Origin of the sequence: Sphingomonas sp. ASY06-1R, from assembly GCF_052180265.1 — a bacterium.
In the GTDB taxonomy this organism is placed as follows: Bacteria; Pseudomonadota; Alphaproteobacteria; order Sphingomonadales; family Sphingomonadaceae; genus Sphingomonas_I.
The window spans coordinates 142008-157189 of record NZ_CP197464.1 but is presented as its reverse complement, the minus strand read 5'-3'; the positions used below and the strand labels follow the sequence as shown (position 1 = coordinate 157189).

At 64.8% G+C, this 15182-nt stretch carries 18 protein-coding genes; 6 read left to right on the top strand and 12 right to left on the bottom strand.

The genetic code is table 11. The features are described from left to right. Positions 1-7 precede the first annotated feature (7 nt). Both ACSBM8_RS00820 and ACSBM8_RS00815 read left to right on the top strand, forming a co-directional pair. Positions 8-724: a hypothetical protein gene (locus ACSBM8_RS00820; protein ID WP_442679781.1), complete on the top strand. Its 717-nt coding sequence runs from the start codon at positions 8-10 to the stop codon at positions 722-724. Next, on the top strand, positions 724-1323 hold the full coding sequence (locus ACSBM8_RS00815; RefSeq protein ID WP_442679780.1) for a hypothetical protein: 600 nt from the start codon (positions 724-726) through the stop codon (positions 1321-1323). Before ACSBM8_RS00820 ends, ACSBM8_RS00815 begins: the two co-directional genes overlap by 1 nt. A 31-nt stretch (positions 1324-1354) precedes the next feature. On the opposite strand, the gene ACSBM8_RS00810 is transcribed toward ACSBM8_RS00815, so the two are convergent. The 8 genes from ACSBM8_RS00810 to ACSBM8_RS00775 all read right to left on the bottom strand — a co-directional run bounded on the left by ACSBM8_RS00810 (position 1355) and on the right by ACSBM8_RS00775 (position 7358). Continuing rightward, a complete protein-coding gene (locus ACSBM8_RS00810) occupies positions 1355-1825 on the bottom strand; it encodes a hypothetical protein (RefSeq protein WP_442679779.1) in 471 nt (156 codons plus the stop codon). Positions 1826-2131: 306 nt separating this feature from the next. Continuing rightward, positions 2132-2458, bottom strand: a complete 327-nt coding sequence (locus ACSBM8_RS00805; RefSeq protein WP_442679778.1) for a hypothetical protein — start codon at positions 2456-2458, stop codon at positions 2132-2134. An 85-nt stretch (positions 2459-2543) separates the two neighbouring features. Further along, on the bottom strand, positions 2544-3269 hold the full coding sequence (locus ACSBM8_RS00800; RefSeq protein ID WP_442679777.1) for a Crp/Fnr family transcriptional regulator: 726 nt from the start codon (positions 3267-3269) through the stop codon (positions 2544-2546). Positions 3270-3568: 299 nt separating this feature from the next. Beyond that, positions 3569-3997 carry a DUF2721 domain-containing protein gene (locus ACSBM8_RS00795; protein WP_442679776.1) on the bottom strand — a complete coding sequence of 143 codons (429 nt, stop codon included), beginning with the start codon at positions 3995-3997 and terminating at the stop codon, positions 3569-3571. 508 nt (positions 3998-4505) lie between these two features. Further along, the gene (locus ACSBM8_RS00790; protein ID WP_442679775.1) at positions 4506-5279 is read right to left on the bottom strand and encodes a hypothetical protein; all 774 of its coding nucleotides are present in this window, start codon (positions 5277-5279) and stop codon (positions 4506-4508) included. Next, the gene (locus tag ACSBM8_RS00785; RefSeq protein WP_442679774.1) at positions 5276-6133 is read right to left on the bottom strand and encodes a hypothetical protein; all 858 of its coding nucleotides are present in this window, start codon (positions 6131-6133) and stop codon (positions 5276-5278) included. The genes ACSBM8_RS00790 and ACSBM8_RS00785 overlap by 4 nt, the downstream gene beginning before the upstream one ends. A 100-nt stretch (positions 6134-6233) precedes the next feature. Beyond that, positions 6234-6920, bottom strand: a complete 687-nt coding sequence (locus ACSBM8_RS00780) for an RES family NAD+ phosphorylase (protein ID WP_442679773.1) — start codon at positions 6918-6920, stop codon at positions 6234-6236. Between the two features lie 6 nt (positions 6921-6926). Further along, on the bottom strand, positions 6927-7358 hold the full coding sequence (locus ACSBM8_RS00775) for an antitoxin Xre-like helix-turn-helix domain-containing protein (protein WP_442679772.1): 432 nt from the start codon (positions 7356-7358) through the stop codon (positions 6927-6929). A gap of 152 nt (positions 7359-7510) precedes the next feature. Here ACSBM8_RS00775 and ACSBM8_RS00770 point away from each other — a divergent pair, with 152 nt between their 5' ends. The 3 genes from ACSBM8_RS00770 (at position 7511) to ACSBM8_RS00760 (ending at position 9573) form a co-directional block, all read left to right on the top strand. Further along, complete coding sequence (locus tag ACSBM8_RS00770) at positions 7511-7951, top strand: hypothetical protein (RefSeq protein WP_442679771.1); 441 nt, start codon at positions 7511-7513, stop codon at positions 7949-7951. After that, on the top strand, positions 7938-8156 hold the full coding sequence (locus ACSBM8_RS00765) for a hypothetical protein (RefSeq protein ID WP_442679770.1): 219 nt from the start codon (positions 7938-7940) through the stop codon (positions 8154-8156). Before ACSBM8_RS00770 ends, ACSBM8_RS00765 begins: the two co-directional genes overlap by 14 nt. A gap of 448 nt (positions 8157-8604) precedes the next feature. Then, complete coding sequence (locus tag ACSBM8_RS00760; RefSeq protein WP_442679769.1) at positions 8605-9573, top strand: hypothetical protein; 969 nt, start codon at positions 8605-8607, stop codon at positions 9571-9573. 21 nt (positions 9574-9594) lie between these two features. On the opposite strand, the gene ACSBM8_RS00755 is transcribed toward ACSBM8_RS00760, so the two are convergent. The 4 genes from ACSBM8_RS00755 to ACSBM8_RS00740 all read right to left on the bottom strand — a co-directional run bounded on the left by ACSBM8_RS00755 (position 9595) and on the right by ACSBM8_RS00740 (position 14827). Next, a complete protein-coding gene (locus ACSBM8_RS00755; RefSeq protein WP_442679768.1) occupies positions 9595-10416 on the bottom strand; it encodes a hypothetical protein in 822 nt (273 codons plus the stop codon). A 154-nt stretch (positions 10417-10570) separates the two neighbouring features. After that, complete coding sequence (locus ACSBM8_RS00750) at positions 10571-11731, bottom strand: hypothetical protein (RefSeq protein ID WP_442679767.1); 1161 nt, start codon at positions 11729-11731, stop codon at positions 10571-10573. Between the two features lie 812 nt (positions 11732-12543). Continuing rightward, the gene (locus ACSBM8_RS00745) at positions 12544-13005 is read right to left on the bottom strand and encodes a hypothetical protein (RefSeq protein WP_442679766.1); all 462 of its coding nucleotides are present in this window, start codon (positions 13003-13005) and stop codon (positions 12544-12546) included. A gap of 628 nt (positions 13006-13633) precedes the next feature. Beyond that, positions 13634-14827, bottom strand: coding sequence for a hypothetical protein (locus tag ACSBM8_RS00740; RefSeq protein ID WP_442679765.1), 1194 nt, complete (start codon positions 14825-14827; stop codon positions 13634-13636). A gap of 144 nt (positions 14828-14971) precedes the next feature. Between ACSBM8_RS00740 and ACSBM8_RS00735 the strand changes: the two genes are divergently transcribed. After that, entirely contained in the window at positions 14972-15151 is a 180-nt protein-coding gene (locus ACSBM8_RS00735; protein WP_442679764.1) for a hypothetical protein, read from the top strand. Positions 15152-15182 lie beyond the last annotated feature (31 nt).

Sequence of the window (15182 nt, the reverse complement as noted above, 5' to 3'; positions counted from 1 at the left end):
CCGCGATATGATCCCCGCGGCGGTGCTGGATGCGCTACTGGCGGCGGGCGCATCGGCCGAGATGATCGTGGAGGCGGTGAAGGCGGCGGGCCGCGAAACGGAGGCGCGCAAGGCGGACGCGCGCGCCCGCGATGCCGCGCGGCAACGCCGGGTGCGCAGTGCGCGCCGTGGCGGCCGTGCGTCCGATCTCGTCCCCGTGAGTCCACGGGACGTCGCGGACGCGCCCCCCAATGATAATAACTCTAACCCCCCTCTTCCCCTATCCTCTGACGAGGATCCGGCCCCGGCCAATTCTGGTCTGGAGGATCAGGCGGTGGCGGCGTGGAACGCCCAGGCGGCCGCGGCCGGTGCGCTTCCGGCCCGCGGGCTGACGCCGCGCCGGCGCCAGTCGCTGAAGGCGCGGCTGCGCGAGCATGGCGCGCAGGCGGTGCTGGAGGCGATCGCCAACCTGGCGGCGAGCCCGTTCCATTGCGGCCGCAACGACCGGGGTTGGCGCGCCAGCCTGGGCTGGCTGCTGACCTCGCCCGAAAATTTCCAGAAGATGCTGGAGCTGGCCCCACCCAAAAACGCGCCGGTCCGGCACATGAATGCGCAGCAGCGCGCCGAGGCGGCCGAGCGATCCGCCGCCTTGTTCGAGCGGATGGGGCGGAGCGAAGAAGCGGCCGACATGCGGCGCACCGCCCAACAATTGCGCGCTTATCCCATCAACCCAGGAGAGATGTAATGGCACTTGCACGACGGGGACGCCCCCGCAAAGCCGGCGCGCGTACCGCCAAGGGACGCCTGATCGCCCTGCCCGATCGCGGCAATGATGTGGTGCAGGCGCGCGCCGCCCGCTTCGCCCGGTGTCAGGATGGCAATGCGGATCAGCAGGTGGGCGATCAGATCGGCCGCGCCTGGGCCGCCGGGCTGCTGGATGGGCAGCTCTGCGATGGGGCGATATTGCGCGACATCGGCCGGCGCTATGGCAGCCTCTATTGGCATGAATTTGCGGCGATGGCGCCCCGGACGGGTGCGCTGGAACGGCGCGATCGTTCGGCCGCCAATGATGGGGGCGACGATCGTCCGGGCGAATATTTCCGGATCCTCGATGGCCTTGCGCGTCGGGCCGGCCGCGATGCGGTGGCGGCGATGCACAGCCTGTGCGTCGATGGCTGGTGGTTTCCCGACGTGGATCAGCCCTGGATCGGCCGGCTGATCGCCGCCGAAGTGGGCGATACAGGTTGGCGGCACCTAAGCGAGCCGGCCCGGCCTGGCGATCGCACGCAACTGGCGGCGGCGATCGAGACGTTGGTCAGGATGGTGGAGGGGCGGCGGGAATAGCGCCCGGCCAGACGGCCGGGCGCATATCCTGTCAGCGGCGATAGTCGCGGTAGCGGCCGCCATGGTCGCGATAACCCCGGCCGCGATCGCGATAGCCGCGGTCACGCCAGCCATGATCGCGATAACCGTGATCCCGATAGCCGCGGTAATGGCCGCGATTGCCATAATAACCGTAGCCACGGTTGTTCCAGCGACGATGGCCGCCATAATAGCGCCGGTCATAGCCATAATTGGCGTAATAGATCGGCTGGTTATAGCCGTAGCCATAACCATAAGCGGCGGGCTGATAATAAGCCGGGCCGGTATCATAGGCGTAATAATCATTACGACCGTAACCATTGTCCGACGCGATCGCGGCGCCCACGCCCAGGCCGACAATACCGGCGACCAGCGCGGCATCGCCATTACCATGGCGGTGGCGTGCCTCCGCAGGTGCGGCGGCGGCAAGACCGCTGGCTGCAAGAACAGTCGCGGCTATGATAGATTTGAAAAGCCTACTCATCTTACTCTCCTTCCCATCAACTGGGCTGACCCTTTTGTGAGGGACATCGGGTTAACGCGTTGGGAACGATGCTGGCAGCATTCATTCATCCAAATATTTCCGCAACTTGCCCCGTTTTTTAAGGCCTGATCGGCCCTATGCGGCCTGAGCGTCGATATGTTGCGGCGCGTTCCGTTCCGGAGAAAATCGACTGTTCGGCGCAATACATGTACTGCTGCAGGGCGACATCTGCCGGGTTAACAGGCGTGGAAATGCCGCATGCGACGACGGTACGGGCTCCTGTCCCGCATCATCCTATATGCCCCGTTAGTTACAATGGCGTTGGTTGCCGATCGTCTGGCAGACGCGCCCGTTCGAATAATAGGTGTGATTGCCCACCTGCTGCGCGGTCGTACCGTTCGAATAATAGGTCTGGTTACCCACCCGCTGCGCCGTCGTACCATTGGAATAATAGGTCTGGTTGCCGACCTGCTGCGCCGTCGTGCCATTGCTGAAATAGGTCTGGTTGCCGACCTTCGTCGCGGTCGTACCATCACTATAATAGGTTTGATTGCCGATCTGTTGCGACGAGACCTGCGCCTGCGCCGCGCCCGCCAGCAGCAGACCTGCGATCACGATCATCCGTTTCATCATCCGCTCTCCCGTCAGGTAGGACGACTCGGTACATATCATGAACATATGGGCAGAGCTATGGATCCCGCGCCGAAGGTGCTGTCCTTCAGCTCGCGGCGTGCAGATAGGCGGCGTCGAAATCGGCGATTTGCTGCAAGGCGGCCCAATCGATGATGCGGATATCGCGCTTGTTGCGCAGGATCACGTCCATCCGATCCAGTTCCTGCAGCATGCGATTCACATGGACCGAGGTGAGGCCGGTGGCATCCGCGATATCGCTTTGCGTCATCGGCAGGTGGATGCGATCCGGCGCGTCCCCGCCCGCCGACGCGAGCACGGCCAGCTCGCACAACATATGGGCAATGCGCGAGCGGGCGTCGCGGCGGCCAACGTTCAACACCCATTCGCGGAAGATCGACGCGTCGATCAGCGTATCGCGCCAGAAGGCGTCGCGGATGTTCGGCCGCGCGCGCGCGAGCGCCCGCATCGCCGGCACCGGCACGCGCGCGATCCGTGCCCGCGCGATCGTCTGCACATCATGGTCCGCGCGGGGCAGCATCAGCGTCTGCAGCGCGATGATGTCACCGGGCAGATGGAAGGAGACGATCTGGCGCCCGCCGTCGCCGGCGGCTTTCTGGCGGCAGGCAAAGCCGTCCAGCAGGATGGCGCAATGGGTCGCTTCTTCCCCGTCCCGCATCAGATAGGTGTTGGCCCGCACCGGGCGCACGTCCACCGGCAACGCACGGATCGCCGCCCGATCCTGCTCGTCGAGCAGGGCGAGACGCTCAAGCTTGATAATGGCGGCACCAAAGATGTCGTCGTCAGTCGCCATGCGACCTCTCACCCCGTTTTGACCGAAAAGTGTGAACGCTGGATATTGGTTCTCGTCCCCGGTTTGCAACTATAGGATTTCACGAGAAATTATGTCGATACCCACAATCCCAAGTATCGGATGAGATATAGCGCTCCATGTGCGCGTGGGATCGGCCGGACGCGACCTGCGGCCAGATGAATGCGTGCTGCAACCGCGGTTGGGCGCCGGTTCAGGCGTCGGGCTGCAAAAGGCACATGCGGTCGTCGGCGTGATTACAGCCCTAGGAACGTTGGCGGCCGCACCTTCCCCCTTTGGTGCTAGCGATCCATCGCTTCGTCGACCTTGTCGCGAATCGTTCGGCTGGACAGGATCGTCTCGATCGCGAATGCCCCCAGCGCGGCGATCGCGCAGACCAGCGCGCCGCCAAAAGCGCTATAGAGCACCGCCCCCCACGCCACCTGTTTCAGCGCGCCGAGGAACATCGTCAGCGCCGCACAGCAGGTCAGCCCGCCCGAGCAGGCCGCGAACAGCACCGCGGCATCCAGGATGCGCGTGCGCAGCGTCAGCCGGCGCAATTCGACATGACTGCACGGCGTTTCCGACCGCAGCCGATGCGCGCGATCCGCGATCCGGCTGAGCCGCGTCGAGAAGACATTGAGGAGGGACGCGATCCCCGCGAGCAGGAAGATCGGCGTCAGCGCGAGCTGCACGACATGCGCTGCCGTATCGAGCGTGTTGCCGGCCATGACCGCAGCCTAGCCTGCCCGCGCGCGGACGCAAGCGCCGGCGCCGAGCCCCCTGCGGCCGATGCACGAAGACGAACCGAGGCGGCACCCTTTGCCCGCCACCGTCATGCCAGCGCAGGCTGGCATCCACGGACCTCTAAGCCGGCCCTGCCGGTGCGGGACAGGATGTCGCGGCGGCGGCTGGCTACCGCGCGGTGGCGGTAGACGTGGAGGGCGACATGGACCCCAGCCTGCGCTGGGGTGACGGTGTGTGGGGAGAAGGGTGGATGTCCCGTCCCTAGCCACCGCTACCGACCCATCCTTCGCCCCACCGTCATGCCAGCGCAGGCTGGCATCCACGGACCTATCAGCTCCCCCCGCCGGTGGGGATGAGGGTACGCGGCGCGGGTCGGTTGCCCGCGGAGAGGCGGCATGTGGGGAAGGCGACATGGACCCCAGCCTTCGCTGGGGTGACGGTGTATGGAAGTCGGTGGTGGCGTCTTCCCGGCCGCTGCTGCTAGCCCTGCCTTTAGTGACGCGCCGGTGCGGTGAAGCTGATCTTGACGGTGCGGGCGGGGGGCGCGGTGTGGACCGGGCCGATCGTCTTGCGCAGCGTGGGTGGGGCCGCGACGGTGAGGCCGAGCTGGGTGAGGTTATAGCGGCAGGGCCCTAATCCCGGCAGGCCGAGCCGGACGAGCAGGCGCCCTTTGTCCCAGCCGCGCAGCACGAAGCGGGAGGTCCAATCCTCCGGCACGTCGAAACAGGTATCCTTGCCGAAATCGGCCTTCGGCAAAGCGAGGCGGATATCGTCGAGCGATGCGTTCGGACGCGGCCGGGCCGTGCGCACGACCGGATCGGCCAGGAGCGCGCGGCGCAACGGCGCCTCGCCGACCAGGCTTTTCAGATCGACCGCCTGTGCCGCCGTGATCATCCCCGGGCCGCGCAGGCGGCGCAGATCGATCGTCCACAGCCGCGTCTCGCCGCCCGGGTGGGCCGAGGGCGTGATGTCGAGATAGGTCTCGTCCCGCAGCGACAGATAGGGGCCGGCGATCGAAACCATGCTGAACCGATGTTCGGTGCGGACCGCGTCCCCCTCGGCGTCGCGCACCGCCTGGGCATGATCCGCGCGCACCCAGGCCTTGGCGCTGAACAGCATCTTTATGCCGCGGGTCACGACGATGTCGGTATCGGAAACGCTGAGCGCGTAACCGGCCGACGTCGCGCTCCACTCCGGGGCCGCCGCCGGAGCGGCCTGGACGAGGCTGGCCGCCGCCAGCGCGGCCGCGGCACGCCACGCGATCATAATACCGCCACCCGCAGGATCACCTCGATCGCCTCCGCGTCGGCCGCAATCTCATAGGCATGATCCATGCCGTTGATGATGCGGCGGGCATGGGGATAATCGCACTGCGTGCCGGAGATGTAATCCGACAGTTTCTTGGTGGTGAATGTGCCGTGGCGCATCCCATAGCTCATCACCGGATAGGCGATGTCGTGCTCGAGCGCCTTTGCCGGATCGACCGCCAATTCCTCGCCTTTGCCGATAGCCGTGCCGACGCCGAGGTAATTGGTAAGCCAGGTCAGCTGGACGTAGCCGCGGCCATAATAAACATTGTTATGCTTCTTGCCGGCCTGGTCGACATATTGTTCAGGGTCGCCATAATCCTTGCCTTTGCCCTTACCCCATTCCTCGATCGGCTGGAACGTATTGCCGGTCTCGCGCTTGACGGTCGCCATCATATAGGCGGCCCAGCGGATATCGGTGATATCGACATCGGCGATCAGCGCGCTGACGACGGTGGTGAGACCCGCGGGCGTGCTGCTGAATTGCTTCTTGTACAGATCCTCCACCACCGCGGTCCGCGTGGTCGGGCCCATCGTCGATCGGCGCGAGCCGAACAGCCGTTCGGCGGTGCTTTCGGCCGCATCCTTCAACATGCGTTTGTAGGTGCCGCCGCCCGCATCGACCCGGCCGTCGGGTTCGGGCGATTTCATCACCTCTTCCTGATACTTCTTGATCGCGTCGGTCAGCTCCTGACTGGTCAGGCCGTCCAGCTTCAGCTGGGTCATGGTGGTGGGCTGACGGTTCAGCAGATCCTGCACGATGGCAACGTCGGCGGGCTTGTTCTTCCCGCCCTCCCCGACACTCGCCCTCATCGGTACGTCGCCCAAAGGATCCTCCACTCACACGCGGTTCGGTTAACGGATCGGTTTTGCCATGAGCGCGCCGGACCGCAATCGGTTCCGGCGGGCAGCCCTAACCGAGCCGCTCGATCCGGGGCTGGGGGCGACCCTGCCAGACCATGCGATAGACATCACCCTGCGCGACCGACTGAACCGCATGCGGCACCAAAGCGGCGACGCAGGTGCCGCCGGCGCGGCGGACGGAAGGATAGAGCAGACCGTTCAAGCCGGCTGCGCGCACCTCCAGCGCAAGCGCATTGCCGATCGGATAGCCGATCGCCGGATCGGGATGCAGCGCGGGATGATCGGGGTGCGCGCGTAGATCCAGATATTCGCCGGCGAAGCTCGCAAAGAGTTCGGCATAATCCACGGTCGCGTCATAGACGCCGGTCGCGGCGAGCATGGCGGTGAGGTGGTAGGTCACTTCCGCCAGGCTGGTCTCGGTCTCGGTCGCGGCATACCAGGCACCGCGATCCGCGCCGTTGAAACGATTGGGCGCGCGCGGCTTGGCATAAGCGAAGGCGGCATTGATGTGGGCGGCGTGGGGCACGCCGTGGACGAGCTCGAACGGCTGCACCCCGCCAAGGCCGCGTGCCTCCGCGATCAGGCGGCCGCTGGTGGCGCCTTCGACTTCGGCCAAAGCGGCCTGATCCTCCGGACTGCCCAGCCCGAGCAGGACGGGCTCGCGCAGCCGCGCGGTGGTGACAAGCCGGACGGTGCGCGGCAGCGCCACGCGGGTGACGGTCAACCCTTCGATCATGCGCGGTTACAGGCCGCCGCGGACCGCATCGATGTAGCGGCGCGTATCCAGCATCACCGGGATCCCGCCCTCCACCATCGCCTCGACCGGACTGCGCCGCCCGAAGATCGCCTCGCTATTGGGAAGGCGGGGCCAGCGATTGGCCATGTCGTCGGCGAAGAGCAGGTGAAGCCCCTTATAGAGGCCGATCGCGGCGGAGGCGCGGGTCATCTGATCCTGCGAGAGCGGCTGATCCCAGCTGCCGCGCTTGATCCTGTCCCAGGTGCTTTCGGACACACCCAGCAAGGCCGCCGCCTCCGCATTGGCCAGGCCCCAATGGCGGCACAGGTTGCGAAAGGCCGTCATCGTCGGCGGGGTGAGGCGCTGCCGATCTTCCACGCGCGCAAATGTCTGCAGCTCGATCGGGGCGGAAGTAGGGATGGCGCGGGCGGCTTCCATGGCGGCGGATGTAGCGCAAACGGCCGCTCGCGTCAAGTGACGCGACATACCGCTTCAGGAACCTACACTCGTCACTTGACGAAATGTTCTTGCTATGTACCAATATGTTTATCGCCAAGATTATATCGATAGATCACGGCATCGGGGAATATATGACGGCCAGTGCGGAACGTCCGAAGAAGCCACCGAGTCGGTCCTGGATCGAGCTGAAGATCGTGTTCTTCATCGCCTTGCCGCTATTCTGCGCGCTGCGGGCGGCGGACCGGATGTTGGTGCTGATCTCCGCACCGATTGATGTGCAGCGACACATATATGGTCGGATAATCGCCTTTCCGTGGCAGTTGAAGCTGGCGAATATCCAATATGGGGACGCCTTCTTCACCGACTGGACCTACGCGATCGACGATCTTCCCCAGCCGCTCCCCCGTTGCGTGGCAAGCCAGCCGGATCCGCGGTGGCCCAACAGTCCGCCCTCCTGCGGTTTCGCCGAGGGCGGCCAATTCTGGTGGGCGACCTGGAGCAAGGGTCAGGTGCAGATCGGCTCCGAGATGATACTCCCGCTGGAAGAGGAGGACGGGCATGGCCCTGGTTGAGGCGATCCGCCGCGTACCGTGGCTGACCATCCTGCGCTGGATCGCATTCAGCATCGGCGCACTGCTGCTGGTGGTGGAAATCTATGACGCGCTGGTCACGCCGGGGCCGGACTGGTTCTGGTTTGCCGTGGCGTTGCTGCAGATGTGGGTGTGCCGCCCGCGCAAGATGGCCGCGCGCACGGTCGCGGTAGCGGAGGCGGGCTGAGGTCGGTGGGGCCTGGGGCAAGCCTGATGCCGTGCCGGACGCGGGAGAGGTTCGTGGATGCCAGCCTGCGCTGGCATGACGGGTTTCGTTGGGGGAGATCTTCTCTGTCACCTCGACCAAGGCCGGGATCCATCGCGTCGCGGGCGCTGGCGGCGATTGGGTGCCCGGATATAATGGTGTCTTACTAATACCTTAGTCGATCCGAGTAGCGCTGATGATCGTAGCGACACCGGCCTAATGCGCACGCGCCCAAACGGGCCTTCGACTCCAGCTTTACGCACTTTACCAAAGTGATCCGGGCACGAAACAAGATCAATGCCCCTCTGCGTACGCTGATTGGAGGTCGGCAGCCCTGACAGCCAGGCCCCTTTAGTCCATGCTTATCATCGCATGGCAACGTTTCCGGCGGTTCGTGTGTTGAGCGTGCGGATGAGAACAGGAGAGTGGCTTGGGTAATTTTGTAGCTTTGCCAGTATTTCCAGACACTACCGGGACAGAGGCAACACGAGCAGCGTTTCCCACGGTCTACCACTTGAACCGATTCCGCATCTGCGTCGCGCCGCCGGGTAAGCAACTACACCGCTATCAGACTATTGCGGCACACCTCGCCAATGACATGCCCAAATATATGAACGCCCATACGGCGGCCGTGCAGGCAGGGGCGATCACCTGGAATGGACAGAAGACATTGCGCTTTCGTGGCGTCGCGAAGCTCAGGCCGTTCAGCGTGCCGATCTGGCTCGTAGAGCCGGCTTTGTTCCCGCTACCGATCGGTGTGAAGGTGCCCGAGTTTCTGCGCGACTGGGCGATCCCGGACATCCATACCGACTGGGTGGGGGTTCAGCCTGGCAGCCAAACGGAAACCGGCTTCACCGCGCAGACGCTGAAGCGCAATTTCCACGACAGTTCCGATTATATAATCAAGGCGGCTGCACTGGCGCTGTTCATCGAGGCTGCCCAGCTTAACTGGTATAATCCGTTGTTTATACGGGAAGAATATAAGTGGGAAGAGATCGCTTCGGCCTATGCGATCTGGGTCAACCAGCACCATTTTCTGGCGGGGCGCCGATCCTTCCGCTTTCTTCCCGCAAAAACGCTGGGCGGTTATCCGGATGGTGATGAGCGCTGGGTGTTCGAGACCGCGGCGATGGAGCGCTTTTCCCTCCTCCCCTATGTCGCGTCGCAACTGGCGATGGGGAAAGCCGAAGATATCGTCCGCCCGGTATGGTTGGAGATGGTCCAGCAATTCTGCAAACAGAATAACCTGACGCCCATCGACGACAAAGGCCCAAGCACTAGCTGGTCGCGGAGCGACAAAATCTCCTACATCCAGCACCGCTTCCCCAGCTATACTACGATGGTGAACAGCGCCGAGGGCCAATCGCTGGCAAAGCAGCACCTAAAGATCCACCCCTGATCGGGCGCGATGCCGTCGCGATTACTGCACGGGGTTTTCGGACGGGCCGCACCATAGTTCAGTGCGGATCAGGCGCGGCTGCGGGCAGTGGGGCGGGAGCGGCAGCCTCATGCCGGGCCGCCAGACGCCCAACCGGCGCTGGATATTCAGCATCTCGGAATCGATCACCTCCAGCCCGTTACCGTCGCCATAGCGGGTGGCGCTGCGATAGCGCAGGATCTGGCGATAGGTTTGCGCGGGTGTGAGCGCGTTGACGGTCACCCAATAAGCGAAAGGCGCATCGGCGGTCGGCTCCGCCACGATGACATGGCCGCGCAGCGGGCCGCGATCAATGTAGCGCACCTCCTGATTCATATTATGGCCGGTGGGGTGGCGATAGGCGCGGCGGAACCGCCTACCATCATAGGCCACGAACTGGGTGATAACGGCGCGACTGCCGTTGTAGCTGGGGATTGCCGAGGCGCGCACCAGCAGCAGCGGACGGGCGCTACGACCGCGTGGATAGACCAGCCGCGCATCCTCCAGATAATGCAGGCCCTGGTAGGGCGAATCCGGATCGGCATCCCCCTCGACACCGCTCTCCAGGGCCGGCGCGCAAGCCCCGGATAATCCGCGCCGGATGCAGAGCTGCAGCGCCGCCGGCCAGACGCCGCCGTCCGCCTCGTTCGGTATCGGATCGCCCTGAAGCGCCACGAACTGCCAGCCCGCTGGAAGGCCGAACGGCTTGGAAAGTTCGATCTGCCGGATCGGCTTTGGATGCGCGGAATAACGCTGGGCGAACGCCGCCGGCGCGGCCGCAAATGCCAGAACGCATGAAGCGCGAACCACTTTGGCGAACATCACCGAATCACCCCCTGCTCCCGCTGAACGGACGTATCGCTTGACATATTCGTTCTTGTTATGTACCGCAATATTCAAGCAGTAGGACTGCGCCACGAGGCCCGCTTATCCCGGCGGGCTTTTCGCATTTAATTAGCCGTAGATGCCGGCAACACCGTTACGGCTTCGATCCACGGCCATCGCAGGCATGGGGCTGTGCGACGGTGACCTGCGCAATCCAGGGGCGACCGGCGCGGGTGGCGATGTGGAAGATGCGGGGGCGATCGAAGCCGATCGCGTCGAGGCAGAGCCGGCGGCCCGTTCGCCCCGTGCCGAGCATGCGCCAAGGCCCGACCCCGCCGACGTCCAGATCCTTGATGTGGGCGACGACCGCCGGTGCGGCGAGATCGGCGGTCGGCTGGTGGGCGGAAAGGCGTGCGAAGACCTGATCGACAAGATCCACGTCCGGATCGAGGCTGCGGACCCGCGGCGGGGTAGCCCCGACCGGCGGCATATCGAAACGGAGTTCCATTTGGCGACCGACGCAGGGGCCGCCGCATCCGAAGCCCTCGAACTCGTCCCGCCGGCGGAGCGTGAAGCCGCTTTTGTCGGTGCGGACGATCAGCGGCTCTTCGATCGATTGCGTCATCGTACGCACCAGCAGCGGCGTGGCGGCGCGACCGTCCCACCGCCAGATCGACAGCTGATAGGCCTCGGTCCCGCCGGCGGAGGTGACATAATCGCCGATCACGGCGAAGCGCCGGGCCCCGGTGGTTTCCTTGGAGAGCGGGATCACCCGTACCAGCCCCTGGGGGCCACACCGACTCCATGCCTCCGCGCCAGGCCCGGACTGGCATTTGCTGCCAATACTCGCAGGACTCCAGGCAGCGAGGGCCGAGTGTGTGCGAAGGGTGGCGGGTGGGAGATTGTCGAAGGCCAGCGCCGCCCGATATGACCCATTCGCGGGGCGGTGGAGCAGGAACACGGTGGCGAACGCGCCGCTACCGGCACTGACGAGGAATGTGTCACGATCGAGCGGCGTGGCATCGAGCGCAAGACCGGCCGGCTTCGCATATCTGGCGAGTGCCGCAGGCGTTCCCGCCGGTCGCCGGTTGAGCGCATCCAGCGCCACGGCCCGGGCGGCCGCCCATTGCGCGCGCAACGCATCGATCGCGGCCGGGCTGTTGTCGATGCCGATACCATCAGACGCTACGTGCGGCGCCAGCGCCAGATGCGCGCGGCGGAACTGTTCCAGGGCGCTGGCACCTGCCGCGTGCGATAGTGTCGGCGCCGCACCCACAAGGACCAAGCCGAGCGATGCCAAGAGACGATATCGCATTTTGGCACCCTGAGGGGCGTGCGGGCAGGATATAACGGACCGAACGCAGCACCGGAGCAACATACGCGTCATTTATCAGCCCCCGCCCAACAGAATATCGAGCGCCCCTTACTTTATATGTTCTTGTTATGTGCTGCAATGTGCAATATTGATGGCGGCACGTTCCCTATTATGGCGGCATTGAAATTTATGGCGGCATTGAAATTGCCCGTGCGGAACTCTCACCTGAACAGGCTGCCGACTTGGCGCCGCGCTCTGGCTGCCTGATCCAGTGGGCGAGGGCGAGGCAGTGGGCTTCCCCGGCAAAGCACGGTGGCTGGCGATCGGCGCTGTCATGCTTCTGCTGACAATCGGGGGCGGATCTCTGCTCGGAACTATCATCCTGATCGACAAGCGCGGCGACATCGCGTCCGTAGCGGTCGTCGGAAAGGGAGGCACGTCGCAGCGGCTGAGCCGGCTTCCGGGCGCGTTCGTTGGGATTGCGCGGTTCGAGGGGGAGCTGGCAATCAGCTGCCAAAACGGCAAGGAATATCGCGGCGGATACATCACTCCGCATATGAACGAATGGAGCGCAATCCGGGCAGGCGCGGTTTGCGGGGCCAAAAGGCCGACATAGAGCTTCGGCCCTTGCCCAACCGTCGGATCGGACGCCGGTGATCCGACTTGAAGGCGTAGCCTCACCAGAACCAACCCATTCGCGCCGACACGTCTGGCGGCGATCCGCGCCGCCACAAGGGAGGTTCTTTGGCCGGTTCAGGCGGAGCGGCCTGAAGAAGCGTCCGCCCTAGGCCGTTGGCAGATGGAGGCGCCGATTACCTGACATCGGCGGGATCAGACGGCCAACGACCTGCTTGAACAATTTCTGTAAGCCCGGCAACCGTAAGGGGCTGCAGGTCTCGACCAAAGCATCGCGCGAATAGCCATCCGCCCCCTCCGAACAGGGCTACCGCCAATGCCCACGCGACAATCGAGGGCCAATGCCATATGGCCGCCAATGCGCCCGCTGCACCACCACCGACGAGGATGGCAGGAATAGCTATCAAGATCGCGCGCGGGCGCGCACCTTCCGTGGTGAAGAACAGGCGCCACTGGCGATATAGTTCTGTGAAATCTGTACCAAATCGCGCGTGTAGCGCTGCGAATATCTCGCCAGCGTCATCGCCATCAACGCCGAGATCATGCAATATCCGAGCGCCAGGCGTGACCTTGCGCTCGGGCACTCCCTGTCCCTCGATGAGCAGCTGGCGCACCATCACTGACGGATCGTCATGCATAACAGCGTCCTACTTCAGCAGCAGATGTCTGCAATCCATCTCCTCTGGAGCAGAAGGAGACTCCTGTCAGCCCTCCCCTCGCCAGCGGGCTGGAAAGCGAAACGCGCCGGAGACGGACGCTTACCCGCCTTAAGCCATTAGCAGTTTCCCATTGACATATCCGTTCTTGTTATGTACCGCAATATTTGAGCAGTAGGACTGCGCCAGAAAGCCCGCTCACCCGGCGGGCTTTCTGCGTTTTGGGAAAGGGCGGGGCGATGGCAGAGGTCCGATCTGGCGTAGCCGGAGGACTGGGCCGTCGTGCCGAGACGCGCATCGGCTGATCGAGCTGAATTGCCGCCGACGAACGTTGGGGTGATGGACTGCGTAAGAACGACGACCGGCACATCATTGGCGACCGGTTGCATGATTTGGATGGGACAAGCATGCCGTCGCACGGGCCGCGGGCAGCTTTGCCACACAGACTAAGCGCGTCACGTGGAATGTGGGAATCGGCTATCAATTCTGAAGGTCCGCGGCGCGGCGTGCACCGAACGGCAGCGTTCTAATGCACGTCCATCTTGCGGCGCGCGCAGCAGCCGACCGCAGGGGCGGATCGCAATCGCGGCGGTGGCACACGGACCGACCGTTACGATCGGGCACCGGGGCCGGCGCACGCATTGGGTGCGGCGAAGCACAGATCGGCAACCCACGGCTTTCCTGCGCGGGTGACAATGCGGAACAGCAGGGGCTGATCGAAGCTGCTGCTATCGACACACAGGGTGCGGCCGCCGCCCTGGGCGGGGATTACCCGCCAGGCATCGAGCATGGTCACGTCGATGATAGAGAGGCGCGCGGCCACTGTCGGCGCAGCGAGATCGGCGGAGGATTGTTTGGCCTGCAGCCGCGTAAAAAGCCGATCGATCAGATCGAGATCAGGCGACAGGCTACGGATGCGGGGTGGTGCGGCACCGGCGGGTGGCAGATCGAAGCGCCAGACGAGCTGGCGGCCGGCGCATTGGCCACAGGCGAAGAAGTGGTTCAGATCGCCTTTGACGCGGAAAGCAAAGCCACGCGCATCCTGCTCGAGCCGCCAATCCTGCGTCAAAACCTGCGCAAAGGTGCGGACAAGCAGGGGGGTGACGGTGCGTCCGTCCCAGCGCCAGATCGAAAGCTGATAGTCTTCGGTGCCGCCCTCCGGCTTCACATAATCGCCGAAGATCGCGAAGCGGCGCGCGCCGCCCGCCTCTGGCGGCAGCGCAATCATCCGTTCCACGGCCATCGGGCCGCAGCGCCATACGGCGGATGTCAGGCCGATGCGGCAGCGATCCCCCGCCCGCTGCGGTTGCCAGGCAGCGAGTTCGGGCATCGATCGCGTGAAGGAAGCGGTATCCTCATCAAGCGCGAAGGCGGACGCGAAGCGGCCGTCGCGGCCACGGCGGAGGAGAAATATGGTTCCGAACTGGCCGCTGCCGGCGCTGACGAGCACGGCATCGGCATCCAGGCGGATTGCCGTGAGATCGAGCCCCGCGCGCGCCTTCGCGTCCGCAGCCAGCCGATCGAGGGAGACCGAGCCGGGCCGGTTAAGCCATTTCGCCGCGAGATCCCGGGCCGCACGCCATTGGGCCTGCAGGGCGATGACCCCGGCAGGCGTACCATCGAAGGCAAAGCGATCCGGTACGCTGTGGCGGGCGACGATGGCTTGTGCCTGCCGCAACCGCACCTCCGGCTGCGGCTGCGGCTGCGGCTGCGGCTGCGGCTGCGGCTGCGGCTGCGGCTCCGCGCCGTTCGCAGATGCCGCTGCGGCGAACAATGCCAAGCATAACAGCGCTTTACGCAACATGGATCCAGCCCCCTGGCGGCCTATTTGCCGATTCCCGCTTGACATATCTGTTCTTGTTATGTACTGCAATATTTGAGCAGTAGGACTGCGCCAGAAAGCCCGCCCACCCGGCGGGCTTTCTGCGTTTTGGGAAAGGGCGGGGCGATGGCGGATGGGCGTTCCGATACGGCCGGGCGGCTGCTGCCGCTGAGCCGTGACCTGCATCGGCTGACCGCGCGGTGCGTGGAGCCGGCGTGGACGACCGAGGAAGCGGAGCGGCGGATTGCCGAGGGCGAGCGGGTGGCGGCGGCGATCCGGGCGGTGTTTCGCGGACGGACCGCCTAGCCGCGGCATGGACCCCGGCCTGCGCCGGGGT